At 62.0% G+C, this 560-nt stretch carries 1 protein-coding gene; it reads left to right on the forward strand.

What is annotated here, in order from left to right:
• Positions 1-560 (forward strand): phosphopantetheine-binding protein (locus K0T92_RS24670; RefSeq protein ID WP_219875275.1); only part of this gene is annotated, 560 nt, incomplete at both ends.

The following is a 560-nucleotide window of genomic DNA, read 5'->3' on the forward strand; positions in this document are numbered from 1 at the left end:
CGTCAGGATAAGGGAGCGGATTCCTATCTGTGCGCGTATGTGGTTGGTCACGGCAAGCTGGAAGCAGCGGAGCTTCGCCGATATGTGGGAAGCCAACTGCCAAGCTACATGGTGCCGGCGTTCTTCGTAGAATTGGCCGAGGTGCCGCTGACGCCGAACGGGAAGGTGGACCGGAGAGGACTGCCGGAGCCGGAGCGGAGCGCTATGGGAGGCGAAAGCTACGTAGCGCCGCGGACGGAACTGGAAGCGAAGCTGGCGGAAATCTGGCAAAGCGTGCTGGGTATCGCGCAAGTCGGGGCGAAGGATCACTTCTTCGAGCTGGGCGGTCATTCGCTGAAGGCGACGATGCTGGCGGCGCGGGTATACAAGGAGCTGAACGTGAACCTGCCGCTGCGGAGCATCTTCGAAGCGCCGCGGCTGGAGGAGCTGGCACAGCGAATCGCGGAGCAAGAGGAAAGCAAATACGCATCGATCGAGCGGACGGAGGAGCGGTCGTATTACCCGGTATCGTCGGCGCAGCGGCGGATGTATATCCTGAATCAGCTGGAAGGCGCGCAGAC

It is taken from the genome of Paenibacillus oenotherae (assembly GCF_019443105.1).
Taxonomy (GTDB): domain Bacteria; phylum Bacillota; class Bacilli; order Paenibacillales; family Paenibacillaceae; genus Paenibacillus_Z; species Paenibacillus_Z oenotherae.